Genomic DNA, 14,006 nt, shown 5'->3' with positions numbered 1-14,006 from the left:
CTCCCGGGAGGAGCCGTGCCCTCGCACGCCCTTGCACGTCCGGCCCTGCTGACCCTGTGCGCCTGCGTACTGGTCGCGCAGAGCATGGTCGCCGCCGTCAACCTGCTGATCCCCCAACTGGCCTCGTCCGCCCTGCACCCCTCGCACACCGAGATCCTGTGGACGGTCGACGCCTATGTCATCGTCTTCGCGGGTCTGCTGATCCCGGCCGGCGCGCTCGGCGACCGGTACGGCCGCAAGGGTGCGCTGCTCGGCGGTCTGGCCCTGTTCGCCGCGGGCGCCGCGACCAGCGCGCTCGCCCCCGTGCCCGCGCTGCTCGTCGCCGGCCGGGGCCTGTCCGGGGCGGGGGCCGCGCTGATCACCCCGGCGACGATGTCCATCCTGGTGCAGTTGGCCGGGCCCGAGCGCCGGGCCCAGGCGATGGCGTCCTGGACGCTGGCCATCGGGCTGGGCGGCATGGCGGGCAACCTGGGCGGCGGCCTGGCCGGCCAGTACCTGTCCTGGCGGGCGCTGTTCGCCGCGATGGTGCCGCTGGCGGCCGTCCTCGCCGTCGCCGTGGCGGTCACCACCCCGCGCACCGCCCGCTCCGCGCACGGCAGCCCGGACCCGGTCGGCACCCTGCTGCTCACCGCGGGCCTGGTGGCCGTGCTGTTCGGCATCATCGAGGGCCCCGGCCACGGCTGGACGTCGGCGCGCATCCTGACCGCGTTCGGCGTCGGTGCCCTGCTGGTGGCGGCCTTCACCACGCACGCCCTGCGCTCGCGGGCCCCGCTGTTCGACCCGCGCGTCTTCCGCTCCGGCCGGCTGCGCGCGACGACGCTGGGCCTGGCGACCGGCTTCTTCGGCCTGTTCGCGCTGTTCTTCGTCAACTCGCAGTACCTGCAGGGGGTCAAGGGGTTCGGGCCCGCGATGACCGGGGTCGCGATCGTGCCGCTGATCGTCGGCATGGCCCTGGTCCCGAGGTTCGCGGCCCGCTGGTCGGCGCGTCCGCGCCCGGTCGTCGGCACCGGGCTCGCGTTGATCGGCGCGGGCCTGCTGGCCGCGTCCACGGCGGACGCGCACACGCCGTACGCGCTGTACGCGTGCTGGCTGTTGGTCATCTCGGTGGGTACCGGCCTCGCCATGCCGGCGCTCACCCTGGGCGTGGTGGTGTCCCTGCCGCCGCACCAGGCGGGCCTCGGCTCCGGGCTCGGCACCTCGGCCCGGGAGATCGGCGCGGCCCTCGGGGTCGCGGTCGCCGGCACGGCGCTGGCGGGCCACCCGGACTTCGCGAGCGGGATGGGTCCGGCGCTGCGCACCGTCGGCGCGGTGGTCCTGCTGGCGACGCTGCTGGTCGTGACCGGCTACCGCCCCGCCACCCGCCGGTCCCGCACGGCCACGGGCGCCGCCGCCGCCGAGGAGCCGGTGGCCTGAAGGCGCCCCCGGGTGCGGGTCCGGGGCGGAGAATCCGTGGTGCGGTGGGCGGGTGCCCGCCGAGACGCGTGGTGTCGTTGCCAGCCGACCGCCGAGAGGACCCGCCCGTGCGCCGTATCCCGACCTGTGTGCTGACCGACGCGGGGCCGGCGCGGGTGACCGGGGGGCACGCGGTGGACCGGTACGTCCAGATCGGCTCCCTCACCAAGGCGCTGACCGGGACGGTGCTCTCCCGGATGGCGGAGGCGGGCGTGCTCGGCCTCGACGACCCCCTCGACCGGTGGCTCCCGGCGCCGCCCGGCACCGGCATCACCCTGCTCCACCTGGCCCGGCACACCTCGGGACTGCCCCGGCTGCCGCCGCGCCTCGGGCACCGGGACCCGTACGCGCCCTTCGGCCGGGCGGAGTTGCTGCGGCTGGTGCGCACCCTGGACACCGTCGTCGTACGCCCGCCGGGCGAGGAGGAGTACTCCAACCTCGGGTACGCCGTCCTCGGCGCCGCCCTGACCGCCGCGGGCGGCGCCGCCTACGAGGACCTCCTGGAGGCCTACGTGCTGCGGCCGTTGGGCCTCACCGAGGTGACCGCGCACCCGGCTCCCGGACAGCGGCTGACCGCGCCCGGACTGCTGCCGGGCACGCGGCGCAGGCCGTGGACGATGGACGGCGCGGTCCTGCCGGCGGGCGGGCTGTGGGCGACCCCGCGCGCCGTCGCCGATCTCGTCGTACGGCTGCTGGTGCGGCGGCGGTTGGGCGAACCGGCCGTCGGCTGGCAGACGGCGGGGCCGCTGTACTGGCACAACGGCGCCACCCGGGACGCGTCCGTGTTCGCCGGGGCGGTGCCGGACGGGAGCTGGGTCGTGGTCCACCGGCTGAACGGGCGGTCCGAGGACACGGACCGGGCCGGGATCGAACTGCTCCGGGGCGCGTAGAGGCCGGATACGACGAAGTCCCCTTCCGCGGCTGTGGAAGGGGACTTCGTGTGTGGAGCGCCGGGCAGGCCTTGCACCTGCATCTCCCCGCAGGAAGCGGGGCGTCTTTCCTTGGACCACCAACGCATCACCTGGTGCCGGTTTCCGGGCGGCCGGTGCGTGATCAACTATAGCGCACCGCCGCCGGGGTCACACCACGTCAGGTCAGATGAGGCCGAGACCGCGGACCGCCTCGCGCTCCTCGGTCAGCTCCTTGACGGAGGCGTCGATGCGGGCGCGGGAGAACTCGTTGATGTCCAGGCCCTGGACGATCTCGTACTTGCCGTCCTTGGTGGTGACGGGGAAGGAGGAGATCAGGCCCTCCGGGACGCCGTAGGAGCCGTCCGACGGGATACCCATGGAGGTCCAGTCGCCCTCGGCGGTGCCGTTGACCCAGGTGTGCACGTGGTCGATGGCGGCGTTCGCGGCGGAGGCGGCCGACGAGGCACCGCGGGCCTCGATGATCGCGGCACCGCGCTTGGCGACGGTCGGGATGAAGTCCTCGGCCAGCCACTTCTCGTCGTTCACGACCTCGGCGGCGTTCTTGCCGGCGACGGTGGCGTGGAAGATGTCCGGGTACTGGGTGGCGGAGTGGTTGCCCCAGATGGTCAGGCGCTTGATGTCGGCGACCGTCACGCCCGTCTTCTTCGCGAGCTGGGTCAGCGCGCGGTTGTGGTCCAGGCGGGTCATCGCGGTGAAGCGCTCGGCCGGGACGTCCGGAGCGGCGGCCTGCGCGATGAGCGCGTTGGTGTTGGCCGGGTTGCCGACGACGAGGACCTTGATGTCGTCCGCGGCGTGGTCGTTGATGGCCTTGCCCTGCGGCTTGAAGATGCCGCCGTTGGCCTCCAGCAGGTCACCGCGCTCCATGCCCTTGGTGCGCGGGCGGGCGCCGACCAGCAGGGCTACGTTGGCGCCGTCGAAGGCGACGTTCGGGTCGTCGGTGATCTCGATGCCCTGGAGCAGCGGGAAGGCGCAGTCGTCCAGCTCCATCGCGGTGCCCTCGGCGGCCTTCAGGGCCGGGGTGATCTCCAGGAGGCGCAGCTTGACCGGCACGTCCGCGCCGAGCAGCTGGCCGGAGGCGATGCGGAAGAGCAGGGCGTAACCGATCTGGCCGGCCGCGCCGGTGACGGTGACGTTCACGGGAGTGCGGGTCATGGCGTTCTCCGTATGACAGCTGGCGGTGGGGCGTCACTGCCCCGGGCGGATGATCGATCTCTTGGCATCAAGAGAGATCCAGCGGTCAGGCTATCGCGCATCCGGCAGGTGGGACGTCCGGGGCCGTGTGGCTCACCCCACAAGGGGATCAGCGGGGACGTATCGCCGTGCCGGCCGCGGCACGGGCGGGGTACGCGGGGGCGGCCGCCCGTCCGGGAGAGGGGGGACGGAGGCGGCCGCCGGTGGGGGGTACCGGGGTACCGGACTCCCGTGGGGGTACCGTTCGCCTGCCCCGGAGGCGGGCCCCCTATGCCGCCCCACCGGAACTTCCTGTTCCTCAGGCCGCCCGGTCCCTCATTCCGTGCAGCCCGTCTGCCCCGTGGCGAGCGTGGCACAGGCCCTGGCCTGCGCCGGGTCCCGTACGACGATCATCGGGGTGTATCCGATGGTGTCCCCGGCAGCCGTGATGCCACCCGCCAGGCGCTTGCTCCCCACGAGGACCCGTACGGTGTCCCCCGGTGCGCCGCTGGTGATCCGCCCCCAGGCCGTGCCGCACACCTTGCTGTAGCGGACCTCCAGGGTGGTCGTCCCGACGGTGGCGGTCTTGGCGGTCGTCACCGACTCCCCGCTGCACCCCATGGCCTCCGCGTCCTTGCCGGCACAGGCGTCCCCGACACACTTCACCCCCGGCGGCGGACTGGTACGCGCCGAAGCCGACGCCGAGGGCGCCCGCCCACCGCCGTTCTTGTGCCCGTCGTGGTCCCCGTGGGTGAAGTAGAAGACCCCGGCGATGAGCGCACCCACACCGACCAGCCCCGCGAAGAACATCACGACTTGCTGCCACCGCGGCGACGACGCCTCCCGGGCGGTGGAGGCCGGGGCGGACCCGTCCGGGGTCGCCTGCGGCCGGGCGCCGGTGGAGTCGCCCCGCGGCCAGGTGCCGGTGCGCGCGGCCGACGAACGGGGGCCGGCAGGTGCGGCCGGCTGCCGGGCACCGGTGGATCCGGCCGACGGCCAGGGACTGGCGGATGCGGGCTGCGGCCGGGCGGCGGTGGGTTCGGCCGACGGCCAGGGGCTGGCGGATGCGGCCGGCTGCCGAGTGCCGGGGGATCCGGCCGACGGCCAGGGGCTGGCGGATGCGGCGGACGGCCAGGGGCTGGCGGGTGCGGGCTGCGGCCGGGCGGGGGTGGGATCCGCCTGCGGCCGGATTCCGGTGGGATCGGCCTGCGACCGGGTGCCAGTGGGATCGGCCGACGGCCGGGGATCAGCAGCCTCGGCCTGCGGCCCGGCGCCGGTGGACTCAACCGACGGCCAAGGGCTGGCAGGTGCTGCCGACGGCCAGATGTCGGCGGAATCCGCCTGCGACCGGGAGCCGCTGGACTCAGCCGAGGACCGGGGGCCGATGGGTACACCCGACGATCGGTTGCCGGCGGAATCCGCCTGCGACCGGGAGCCGTTGGATTCAGCCGAGGACCGGGAATCAGCAGCCTCGGCCTGCGGCCCGGCGCCGGTGGACTCAACCGACGGCCAAGGGCTGGCAGGTGCTGCCGACGGCCAGATGTCGGCGGAATCCGCCTGCGACCGGGAGCCGCTGGACTCAGCCGAGGACCGGGGGCCGGCGGGCTCGGCCGACGACCGGGAATCAGCGGGCTCGGCCGACGACCGGGAGCCGGTGGGGTCGACCGTCGGCCGGTCCCCGGCAGGTTCGGCCGACGGCTGGCTGCCGGCGGAATCCTCCTGCGGCCGGGCACCCCTGCGGGCCGTCGCCTTCGACGGGCCCCGGTAACCGGCCAGGCCCCAGGAGTTGCCGGGGGGCGCGTCGGTGCCCTCGGAAGCGGAACGGGAGCCCTTCGGGGCGCTGTCCTGGATGTCGGCGCCGGTGTCGGTGTCGTTGTCCGTGCCTGCGTCCGTCGGCCGGCCCGGTGTCCTCGGCGGGGCACCGGCGGTCCCCGGCGCACCCGCGGTCCCCGGCGCGGTAGCGGCACCGCCACCCCTGCCCTTGGCGACGGCGGCACCGGCATCGGCGCTCCCCGGCACAACGGCGGCACCACCACCCCCGCCCCCCGTACCAGCGGCACCCGCACCCGTGGTCCCCGGCACGACGGTGGCACCCGCACCAGCGGCCCCCGGCACGTCGGCACCCGCACCCGTGGCCCCCGACGCGACGGCACCGCCACCCGCACCCCCCGTAAAAGCGGCACCGCCACCCCCGCCCCCCGTGTCGGCGGCGCCGCCCCCCGTGGCGTCGAGGGCGGCCCGTGCCTGCGGGCGGCGTAGGTGCGCGTGGGTCCAGGCGCGTTCGGCCTGTTCCCACAGGGGGGTCAGCCGGGCGGGCTCGGTGCCGGTGGCCTCCGCGAGGGCGATGACCGCACCCTTGGGCGCGAGCAGCCGGCCGCCCAGATACCGTTCCCAGGACCTCGTGCCGTAGCCCGTGCGCTCGGCCAGTGCCGCGATGCTCAGGCCGCTGTCGTCCACCAACCGCCGCAAACGGCCGGTGAGTTCCTCGATCTGCGGTTCCAGATCCTCCGGCAGGGCTTCCCAGCGAGGCATCGCCTATCCCCTCTTCCCCTCTTCCCCCGTGCTCCTTGCCGCGCTTTCCGCGCTGACCAAGGATCCCAGTTCCCCGAGGGGAGCCGTGCACGGGAGCGGGCGGTCAGCCGCCCGGGGTCACCAGGCCCGACTCGTAGGCCAGCACCACCGCCTGCGCCCGGCTGCCCAGGTCGAGCTTGGTCATGGTGCGGTTGAGGTGGGTCTTGACGGTGGCCTCGCTGATGTAGAGGCGGTCGGCGATCTCCAGGTTGGACAGGCCGCGGGCGGTGAGCTTGAGGACCTCCACCTCACGGGAGGTGAGCACGCCGAGGTCGGGCGGCGGCGCGCTCTGCGCGGGCTCCTGCTGCCGGGCGAAGGCCTCCACCAGGCGCCGGGTGACACTGGGCGCGAACAACGCGTCACCGCCGTCGACCGCGGTGACCGCGGCGAGCAGCCGCTCGGGCCCGGAGTCCTTCAGCAGGAACCCGGAGGCACCGGCCCGCAGTGCCCCGTACACGTACTCGTCGAGGTCGAAGGTGGTCAGCACCAGGACCCGGGGCGGGCGGTCGGCGGCCTCGGCGAGGATCCGCTCGGTGGCCTCGATGCCGTTGACTCCGGGCATCCGGATGTCCATGAGGATGACGTCGGGGCGGGTCTCGGCGGCGAGCCGTACGGCCTCCTCGCCGTCCCCCGCCTCGCCCACCACCTCGAAGCCGGGCGCGGCGTCCAGCAGGCCGACGAGTCCGGCGCGGATGAGGAACTGGTCGTCCACGACGAGCACTCTGATCATGCCGTACGGTCGTCCCCCCGACGTGCGCTGCCTTACCGCTCCGCCTCCGGCGTGCCCCCGCGGCCGCGTTCGGCGGCCGTCGTCGGCAGGGTCAGCCGGACCTCGTAGCCGCCCTCGGAGCGAGGGCCGACGGTGATCGTCCCCCCGTAGAGCTTGGCCCGCTCCCGCATGCCAATCAAGCCGTGGCCACTGCCCGCCGGCACTCTGGCCGGATCCGCGCCCTCGCCGTCGTCGGTGACGCGGACGCTCAACTCGTTTGTGTCGTACCGGAGTTCGACGTGCGCGTGTGCGGGCCCGGCGTGCTTGAGGGCGTTGGTGAGGGCCTCCTGGACGACGCGGTAGGCGCACAGTTCGACGCCGGGCGGCAGCGGCCGGGCGGTGCCCTCGACCACGAGGTCCACGGGCAGGCCGCCGGCCCGGACCCGGTCCACGAGTTCACCGAGCCGGGCCAGGGTGGGCATGGGGGCCCGCTCGGGCGCCTCGGGGTCCTCCTCGCGCAGCACCTGGAGCATGCGCCGCAGCTCCTCCAGGGCCTCGCCGCTGGTGTCCGCTATGGTGCCGAGCGCCCCCCGCGCCTTCGCTGGGTCGGAGGTGAAGACGAACCGGGCGAGTCCGGCCTGCACGGAGATCACCGACATGTGGTGGGCGACGACGTCGTGCAGCTCGCGGGCGATCCGGCCGCGTTCCTCGGCGACCGCGCGCCGGGCCCGCTCGGCCTGTTCGTCCCGCAGCCGCCGGGTGAGTTCGGCGCTGCGCCGGGCCAGCTGCCCGAACCAGACGAGCACCGAGCAGTACAGCAGCGCCTGGCCGACCACGGACGCCATGGAGGGGCTGTGGCTGACCACACCGGCGTACACCCAGACCGCGGTCGCGCAGGCGGCGCAGGCCAGGGCCGTGCGCACCGGGCGGACGGAGGCCACGGTGTACAGGGCGAGCATGACGCCGAAGGTGCACACCACGGGCCAGTAGCCGAGGGTGACGAAGACGACCGCTGCGGCCTCGATGACGGCGAAGACGACGAGGGGGCGGCGGCCGCGCAGGGCGACCGGGAGATGGGCGAAGGCGACGAGGACGTAGGCGCGGGTGTCGAGTTCCGGCCATCCCTGCGAGCGGGACTCCTGACCGAGCAGGACGGCCACCACGGTCATGGCCACCGCGATCAGCGCGTCCACGACCAGCGGGCGGGGGGTCCTCAGTCGCATCGCCGCAGGGTAACCCGCACGGGCGCACGCCGGGATCAACCGCACGCGGTACCGCGGAAGTTGCACCTCCCGGGCCGGCTGCGCCCGCAGGTGGGTGGGCGGCTCAACCCGGCGGCTGAGGCGCCGCGCGGCGGACGGCCGTAGCGTCGTCGGGACGGGGGGTACGACGGTGGCCCGCGTCCCCGGGGGAGGCGTGGGCCACCGGCCGTACGCGGGCCGCTACTTGGTGACCGTGAGGTGAAGGATGTCCTTCAGGAACGGCATCTTCAGCAGCGGGTCGGGCTGGATCATCAGCGCCAGCAGGGAGATGACCAGACCCAGCACGCCGTAGGTGACGATGTCGGTGAAGCGGGAGCGGACGGCGAGCATGCCGACGCTCGGCAGCATCCAGCGCAGGACCGCCCCGGCCAGCAGGGCGGCGCCGATCAGCAGGGTGCCGGCGCGGAGCATGTCGAGCGCCGTCAGCAGCAGGCCGAGGGCGACCGCCGACACCACCACGAGCATCGGCCACTGCCGGGCGGGCGCCGGGGCGTCGCCGGCCGCGGCCCGACCGCCGCCCTCGGGGCGTGCGGTGTCCTTGGTGAACAGCGGGAAGCGGCGGGTGACGCGGCGCGGGCGCCCCTCGGCGTCGGGGGCGCTGATCGCGTCGCGCACGGTCGGTTCCGCGGATCCGGGTGCGTCCTCAGCCGGCACTGCGCTCCGCCGCCTCGACCACGTTGACCAGCAGCTGCGCCCGGGTCATCGGGCCGACACCGCCGGGGTTCGGGGAGATCCAGCCGGCCACCTCCGTCACGTCGGGGTGGACGTCGCCGACGATCCTGCCCTCGGCGTTGCGGGAGACACCGACGTCGAGGACGGCCGCCCCGGGCTTGACGTCCTCGGCGCGGATCAGGTGCGGGAAGCCGGCCGCGGCGATGATGATGTCGGCCCGCTTCAGGTGGGCGGAGAGGTCACGGGTGCCGGTGTGGCACTGGGTGACGGTGGCGTTCTCGCTGCGCCGGGTGAGCAGCAGCGGCATCGGGCGACCGATGGTGACACCGCGGCCGACGACCACGACCTCGGCGCCCTTGATCTCCACGCCGTGGGCCCGCAGCAGGCTGAGGATGCCGTTGGGGGTGCAGGGCAGCGGGGCCGGCTCGTTCAGCACCAGGCGGCCCAGGTTCATCGGGTGCAGCCCGTCGGCGTCCTTGGCCGGGTCCATGAGTTCCAGGATGCGGTTCTCGTCGATGCCCTTGGGCAGCGGCAGCTGGACGATGTAGCCGGTGCAGGCCGGGTCCTCGTTCAACTCGCGTACGACCGCCTCGATCTCCTCCTGGCTCGCCGTGGCCGGCAGCTCGCGTTGGATGGAGGCGATGCCCACCTGGGCGCAGTCGCGGTGCTTGCCGGCGACGTACTTCTGGCTGCCGGGGTCCTCCCCGACGAGGATCGTGCCGAGGCCGGGCGTGACGCCCCTTTCCTTCAGCGCCGCCACGCGGGCGGTCAGATCGGACTTGATCGCGGCTGCGGTGGCCTTGCCATCGAGAATCTGGGCGGTCATGGGTCCCATCCTCGCGGATGACCCGGCCCCGGTTCCAATCCGGGTGTCACGGCTTGATCAGTGATGTTGCACTTGCACAACACCTGGGGATCCGGCTGGACAAGTAAGAGCCCGTTAAAGAACGATGGGCGCACAGTGCCGCGGGCAGTGCCGGGGGGACGGACCGCATCTGTAGAACTCTCCTCCGAACCGTGCCGCGCGTCGTCCCCGCACTTGAGCAACGGAGGAAAGACCGCCATGAGCTTTGGCGAGCCCCAGAACCCCTACGGTCCCCCGCAGGGCCAGCAGCAGCCCGGCTACGGCTACCCCGCCGCCCCCCAGGGCCAGCCGGGCTACGGCTACCCGGCCGCCCCCGCGGTCCAGCAGCCGGGCTACGGCTACCCGGCCGGTCCCGTGGAGATGCCGGGCGGGGTGAAGGCCGCGCGCGTGTTCCTGTTCATCCTGGGCGGCTTCCAGGCGCTCGCCGGCCTGCTGTTCGTCGTGGGCAGCGTCGTCTTCGCCGACCGGATCCGCAACCTCATCTCGTCGGACGGCAGCGTCTCCTCGGACGACGCCGACAAGGCCACGAGCTACGGCGTGGGCGCGCTGGTCGTCCTGGGCGTCATCGTCCTGGCGTTCGCCTTCTGGGCGGTCTTCACCGGCGTGAAGTTCTCCGGCGGGCGCGGCGGTGCGCGCGTCTCGGCGATCGTCTACGGCTCGGTGGTCACGCTGTTCAGCCTGATCAGCCTGCTGACCGCCAACGTCTTCGCGCTCATCAGCCTGGTGCTCGGCATCCTGATCATCGTGTTCTGCGCCAACAAGGGCGGCGGTGCCTGGTTCAACCGCCCGCAGTACTGAGTCACCCGGCACCCCGCCGGCAGGGCGGCGGTGAGCCGCCGTACACGAAGACGAGGTCCCGCCCGTCGGCCGACGGGCGGGACCTTGTGCGTGCGCCCCCGGGGCGCGGCGCACGATCAGTGGAAGAAGTGGCGCGTGCCCGTGAAGTACATGGTCACGCCCGCCTTCTTGGCGGCCTCCACGACCTGCTCGTCCCGGATCGAGCCGCCCGGCTGGACGATCGCCCGGACACCGGCGGCGATGAGGATCCTCGGGCCGTCGGGGAAGGGGAAGAAGGCGTCGGAGGCCGCGTACGAGCCGCGGGCCCGCTCCTCGCCGGCCCGCTCGACGGCCAGCTTGCAGGAGTCGACGCGGTTGACCTGGCCCATGCCGACACCGACCGAGGCGCCGTCCTTGGCCAGCAGGATCGCGTTGGACTTCACCGCGCGGCACGCCTTCCAGGCGAAGGCCAGCTCCCTCAGCTCCTCCGCGGGGAGCGCCTCGCCGCTGGCCAGCGTCCAGTGGGCCGGGTCGTCGCCCTCGGCCTGGAGCCGGTCGGCGACCTGGAGCAGCGCACCGCCGTCGATCGGCCTGACATCGACCGGATGGGCCGGGGCGTCGGGGCAGCGCAGCACGCGGATGTTCTTCTTCCGGGTGAGGGCCTCCAGCGCGCCCTCCTCGTAGTCCGGGGCCACGATGACCTCGGTGAAGATCTCGGCGACCTGCTCGGCCAGCTCCCTGGTGACCGGCCGGTTCACGGCGATCACACCGCCGAACGCGGACAGCGGGTCGCAGGCGTGCGCCTTGCGGTGCGCCTCGGCGACGTCCGCGCCGACCGCGATGCCGCACGGGTTGGCGTGCTTGATGATCGCGACACAGGGCTCGGCGTGGTCGTACGCGGCACGGCGGGCGGCGTCCGTGTCGGCGTAGTTGTTGTACGACATCTCCTTGCCGTGCAGCTGCTCGGCCGCCGCGAGGCCGCCCTCGCCGGAGGTGTAGAGGGCGGCGGGCTGGTGCGGGTTCTCGCCGTAACGCAGGGTGTGCGCGCGCTGCAGGCTGGTGGCGAGGAACTCCGGGAACGCGGAGTCGTCGGCCGGGGCGTAGGAGGAGGCGAACCAGGAGGAGACGGCGATGTCGTACTCGGCGGTGTGCCGGAAGGCCTCGGCGGCCAGGCGCTTGCGGGCGGCGAGGTCGAAGCCGCCGTCCTGCACCGCGGCGAGCACGTCGGCGTACCGCTCCGGGCTGGTGACCACGGCGACGGAGGGGTGGTTCTTGGCGGCGGCGCGGACCATCGAGGGGCCGCCGATGTCGATCTGCTCCACGCACTCGTCGGGCGAGGCACCGGAGGCGACCGTCTCCCGGAACGGGTACAGGTTGACGACGACCAGGTCGAACGGCTCCACGCCCAGCTCGGCGAGCTGCTCGCGGTGGCTGTCGAGACGCAGGTCGGCGAGGATGCCCGCGTGCACCCTCGGGTGCAGGGTCTTCACCCGGCCGTCCAGGCACTCCGGGAAGCCGGTCAGCTCCTCGACCTTGGTGACGGGGACACCGGCGGCGGCGATCCGGCCGGCCGTGGACCCGGTGGAGACCAGCTCCACCCCGGCCTCGTGCAGCCCGCGGGCCAGCTCCTCAAGACCGGTCTTGTCGTAGACGCTGACCAGCGCGCGACGGATGGCCCGCTTGTTGCTCTCGGCGGTCACTGGATAACTACCTTTCGTCCCTCGATGCGATAGCCGTTGCGGGCGAGCCGCCCCACGACCTCGACGAGCAGCCTTCGCTCGACTTCCTTGATGCGCTCGTGCAGCGCGCTCTCGTCGTCCTCGTCCCGGATCTCGACCACGCCCTGGGCGATGATCGGGCCGGTGTCGACGCCGTCGTCGACGAAGTGGACGGTGCAGCCGGTGACCCTGGCGCCGTACGCGAGCGCGTCACGGACCCCGTGGGCCCCCGGGAAACTGGGCAGCAGGGCGGGGTGGGTGTTGACGAACCGTCCCCCGAAACGGGCCAGGAACTCCTTGCCGACGATCTTCATGAAGCCGGCGGAGACGACGAGGTCGGGCTCGTACGCGGCGACGGCCCCGGCGAGCGCCGCGTCCCACTCCTCGCGAGAGCCGTGGTCCCTGACCTTGCGGACGAAGGTGGGGATCCCGGCGCGCTCGGCGCGGGCCAGTCCCTCGATGCCCTCCCGGTCGGCCCCGACGGCGACGATCCGCGCGCCGTACGCCTCGGCTCCGGTGCGCTCGATCTCGTCCAGGAGCGCCTGCAGGTTGGTGCCGGATCCGGAGACCAGCACGACGAGGCGCTTGACCGCTGGGCCAGGGGTGGTGGCGGCCACGGTGGGGCCCTTTCTCGGGAAACGACGGGTCCGGCCGTCGGCCGGCCGGGCGGTTTGTACAGTCGTACGAATGCTTCGCGCCCCGGTATACGGGGAAGTCTACGAAGCGGCCGACCGCCAGCAACGATACCGGCACTCGGGAAGGGGCCCCGGGGACGGGTGGCCGGCCGGACGGTAGCGTTCGCAAGGAGTCACGAAGGAGCAGCCTCGGGAACGCGGTCGTCGTGCGGTGCGTTCACGGGGGTGGAAGCTCATGACGGACTGCCGTAGTCACCTAGGGGAAGACGCTCTTTTGATGCCCGACCGCAGCCTGCGACTCCTCACGTTCCCGCCGCGCCCGGCCCAGGGGGGCGAGCGTGGCGCCGCGCTGCTGCGGGAGCGCCCGACCTCACCGCCGACCGAGACACCGGGGGGCGGCCCCGGCGACTCGGGCCAGGGCGGCTCCGGGCAGGGCGGATCGGGCGAGGGCGGTTCCGGCTGGGGCGGCGGCTCCGGGCGGGGCGACTCGGGACACGGCCGCTCGGGCCAGGGTGACTCCGGGCGTGGTCGCGGATCGCAGGACGACAATCCGTTCGCGCCGCCGCCGCAGGGGGCTCCCGACCGGCCGTGGCAGCCCCGCCACCCCGGGGGCGCGTCCGGACACGGGCAGGGGCACGGGCACGGGCACGGGCACGGGCACGGGCAGGGTGGCGGTCAGGGGCCCGGTAGTGGTTCCCCCTGGGGCAGTCAGTGGAGTGACCGGCAGCCCGGCCGCTCCCCCGACGGCTTCGGCGAACGGCCCGGCGGCGGCCCCCATGGGCCCGGCGGACCGGCCGGCCCCGGCATGCGCTGGGACCCGACGGACCCGGCCCAGCGCCGCGCGCGGTACGCCCTGCTCTGCGGGATGTGGTCGGTCTTCTTCGCCCTGTTCAGCTGGCCCTACGTGGCGCTGCTGCTGGGCGCGCTGGCCCTGTACTGGGGCATCAGCGCGCTGCGCGCCAAGCCGCTCCGGCCGTCCCCGGACGCCCCGGCGGCCCCGGCAACTCCGGGGGCTCCGGCGGCCCAGACCGGCCGCCCCCAGACGACGGCGGCCGTCAGCGGCCTGGTCACGGCGTCCCTGGCCCTGGTCCTGGTGGCGTCCACGTTCACCGTGCAGCTCGTCTACCGCGACTACTACACCTGCGTGAACGACGCGCTCACCCACGAGGCCAAGCAGTCCTGCGACACCCTGCTCCCCCGGGAGCTGCGCGGCGTCCTGGGCGTGGACAACGGCTGACGCCCC

The 14,006-nt window shown here is 73.9% G+C and carries 13 protein-coding genes, 1 tRNA gene and 1 pseudogene; 5 read left to right on the top strand and 10 right to left on the bottom strand.

Annotated elements, in window-relative coordinates:
• The first annotated feature begins 15 nt into the window (after positions 1-15).
• Both ACZ3ZD_RS02765 and ACZ3ZD_RS02760 read left to right on the top strand, forming a co-directional pair.
• The gene (locus ACZ3ZD_RS02765) at positions 16-1,413 is read left to right on the top strand and encodes an MFS transporter (RefSeq protein WP_467392716.1); all 1,398 of its coding nucleotides are present in this window, start codon (positions 16-18) and stop codon (positions 1,411-1,413) included.
• 107 nt (positions 1,414-1,520) lie between these two features.
• Positions 1,521-2,342: a serine hydrolase domain-containing protein gene (locus ACZ3ZD_RS02760; RefSeq protein WP_467392714.1), complete on the top strand. Its 822-nt coding sequence runs from the start codon at positions 1,521-1,523 to the stop codon at positions 2,340-2,342.
• 53 nt (positions 2,343-2,395) lie between these two features.
• Here ACZ3ZD_RS02760 and ACZ3ZD_RS02755 read toward each other — a convergent pair.
• From ACZ3ZD_RS02755 to ACZ3ZD_RS02745, 3 genes are all read right to left on the bottom strand, one after another.
• A tRNA-Gly gene (locus ACZ3ZD_RS02755) sits at positions 2,396-2,468 on the bottom strand.
• Between the two features lie 78 nt (positions 2,469-2,546).
• Positions 2,547-3,536, bottom strand: a complete 990-nt coding sequence (locus ACZ3ZD_RS02750) for a malate dehydrogenase (protein WP_467392712.1) — start codon at positions 3,534-3,536, stop codon at positions 2,547-2,549.
• Between the two features lie 354 nt (positions 3,537-3,890).
• Positions 3,891-4,364, bottom strand: coding sequence for a DUF2690 domain-containing protein (locus ACZ3ZD_RS02745; protein ID WP_467393281.1), 474 nt, complete (start codon positions 4,362-4,364; stop codon positions 3,891-3,893).
• 115 nt (positions 4,365-4,479) lie between these two features.
• Between ACZ3ZD_RS02745 and ACZ3ZD_RS02740 the strand changes: the two genes are divergently transcribed.
• On the top strand, positions 4,480-5,322 hold the full coding sequence (locus ACZ3ZD_RS02740; RefSeq protein ID WP_467393323.1) for a hypothetical protein: 843 nt from the start codon (positions 4,480-4,482) through the stop codon (positions 5,320-5,322).
• A 548-nt stretch (positions 5,323-5,870) separates the two neighbouring features.
• Here the strand turns inward: ACZ3ZD_RS02740 and ACZ3ZD_RS02735 are convergent.
• The 5 genes and pseudogenes from ACZ3ZD_RS02735 to ACZ3ZD_RS02715 all read right to left on the bottom strand — a co-directional run.
• Positions 5,871-6,086 (bottom strand): annotated as a pseudogene (locus ACZ3ZD_RS02735) (helix-turn-helix domain-containing protein); the annotation flags it as partial.
• A gap of 103 nt (positions 6,087-6,189) precedes the next feature.
• Complete coding sequence (locus tag ACZ3ZD_RS02730) at positions 6,190-6,855, bottom strand: response regulator (RefSeq protein WP_467392709.1); 666 nt, start codon at positions 6,853-6,855, stop codon at positions 6,190-6,192.
• 32 nt (positions 6,856-6,887) lie between these two features.
• On the bottom strand, positions 6,888-8,057 hold the full coding sequence (locus tag ACZ3ZD_RS02725) for a sensor histidine kinase (RefSeq protein WP_467392707.1): 1,170 nt from the start codon (positions 8,055-8,057) through the stop codon (positions 6,888-6,890).
• 219 nt (positions 8,058-8,276) lie between these two features.
• On the bottom strand, positions 8,277-8,750 hold the full coding sequence (locus ACZ3ZD_RS02720; protein ID WP_467392705.1) for a DUF3017 domain-containing protein: 474 nt from the start codon (positions 8,748-8,750) through the stop codon (positions 8,277-8,279).
• On the bottom strand, positions 8,740-9,594 hold the full coding sequence (locus ACZ3ZD_RS02715) for a bifunctional methylenetetrahydrofolate dehydrogenase/methenyltetrahydrofolate cyclohydrolase (RefSeq protein WP_467392703.1): 855 nt from the start codon (positions 9,592-9,594) through the stop codon (positions 8,740-8,742). Before ACZ3ZD_RS02715 ends, ACZ3ZD_RS02720 begins: the two co-directional genes overlap by 11 nt.
• 237 nt (positions 9,595-9,831) lie before the next feature.
• Between ACZ3ZD_RS02715 and ACZ3ZD_RS02710 the strand changes: the two genes are divergently transcribed.
• Positions 9,832-10,431, top strand: coding sequence for a hypothetical protein (locus ACZ3ZD_RS02710; protein WP_467392701.1), 600 nt, complete (start codon positions 9,832-9,834; stop codon positions 10,429-10,431).
• 116 nt (positions 10,432-10,547) lie between these two features.
• On the opposite strand, the gene purH is transcribed toward ACZ3ZD_RS02710, so the two are convergent.
• Both purH and purN read right to left on the bottom strand, forming a co-directional pair.
• Positions 10,548-12,110 (bottom strand): bifunctional phosphoribosylaminoimidazolecarboxamide formyltransferase/IMP cyclohydrolase, encoded by a 1,563-nt coding sequence (gene purH / locus ACZ3ZD_RS02705; RefSeq protein ID WP_467392699.1) that lies wholly within the window; start codon positions 12,108-12,110, stop codon positions 10,548-10,550.
• Positions 12,107-12,745, bottom strand: coding sequence for a phosphoribosylglycinamide formyltransferase (purN, locus tag ACZ3ZD_RS02700; protein ID WP_467392697.1), 639 nt, complete (start codon positions 12,743-12,745; stop codon positions 12,107-12,109). The genes purH and purN overlap by 4 nt, the downstream gene beginning before the upstream one ends.
• 295 nt (positions 12,746-13,040) lie before the next feature.
• On the opposite strand from purN, the gene ACZ3ZD_RS02695 reads away from it, so the two are divergent.
• Positions 13,041-14,000 carry a hypothetical protein gene (locus tag ACZ3ZD_RS02695; RefSeq protein WP_467392695.1) on the top strand — a complete coding sequence of 320 codons (960 nt, stop codon included), beginning with the start codon at positions 13,041-13,043 and terminating at the stop codon, positions 13,998-14,000.
• Positions 14,001-14,006: the final 6 nt, after the last annotated feature.

The sequence above is a fragment of the Streptomyces sp. NPDC023481 genome, assembly GCF_055560195.1.
Note: the sequence above shows the minus strand (reverse complement) of the source record. Positions and strands in the feature narration are given on the sequence as shown.